Source organism: Cerasicoccus arenae, assembly GCF_014651635.1.
Lineage (GTDB): Bacteria > Verrucomicrobiota > Verrucomicrobiia > Opitutales > Cerasicoccaceae > Cerasicoccus > Cerasicoccus arenae.
The window spans coordinates 1-657 of the sequence record NZ_BMXG01000057.1 but is presented as its reverse complement, the minus strand read 5'-3'; the positions used below and the strand labels follow the sequence as shown (position 1 = coordinate 657).

General features: G+C 45.5%; 1 protein-coding gene. It reads left to right on the top strand.

What is annotated here, in order from left to right:
• Positions 1–119 precede the first annotated feature (119 nt).
• The gene (locus IE065_RS17870; RefSeq protein WP_189517694.1) at positions 120–554 is read left to right on the top strand and encodes a hypothetical protein; all 435 of its coding nucleotides are present in this window, start codon (positions 120–122) and stop codon (positions 552–554) included.
• Positions 555–657 lie beyond the last annotated feature (103 nt).

Below are 657 nucleotides of genomic sequence, written 5' to 3'. Positions count from 1 at the left end.
TAGAAACAGAAGGGCTTGGCTTCAGGATTTCGCTTTCAGGCTCGCCAGCCTCCACACAACAGCTCGATAATCGGGACTCGTAAACTCGCACGATATCTTTGACTGTTAGGCAGAAAAATATGAATCCAGAAACCGAGCACTCCAAAGAAAAGAACCAGGCTGATTCCCTCTATTTCGAACCTTACGCCAAATTCGCCGCGACCTTGAGGACGTGGCTCATGGCCTACGGAATAGGCGTTCCCTTCCTTTTCGCGACTCAGGAGAAGTTTGCCAAAGTAATATTAGAAAAGGAAATCGGAACAATCGTATTCGCGACTTTTCTTGGAGGCGCTTTCTTACAAATTCTACAAGTTTTCTTGTACAAGATTGCAATGGGATATCTCTACCTAGGAGAAACGAATGATTCATTCGAGACTACGAAGAGATACAGAGCGAGCTCATGGTTTTCCAATCAGACTTGGCCATCTGCTTTTTCAGATTTAGGTTCAGTTGTACTTTTCGGATACGGCACAATCAGAATAGCTTACGCTTTCCTACAACAAACAAATGCCTAACCAGTAGGAATGAGAAGGCGTTTCCCCGGAACTGATACTTCTCAAGATGAGCAAAACACCGACTAAGCACCGCAAGACTAACGCCGCCTCCATCACCATTGGG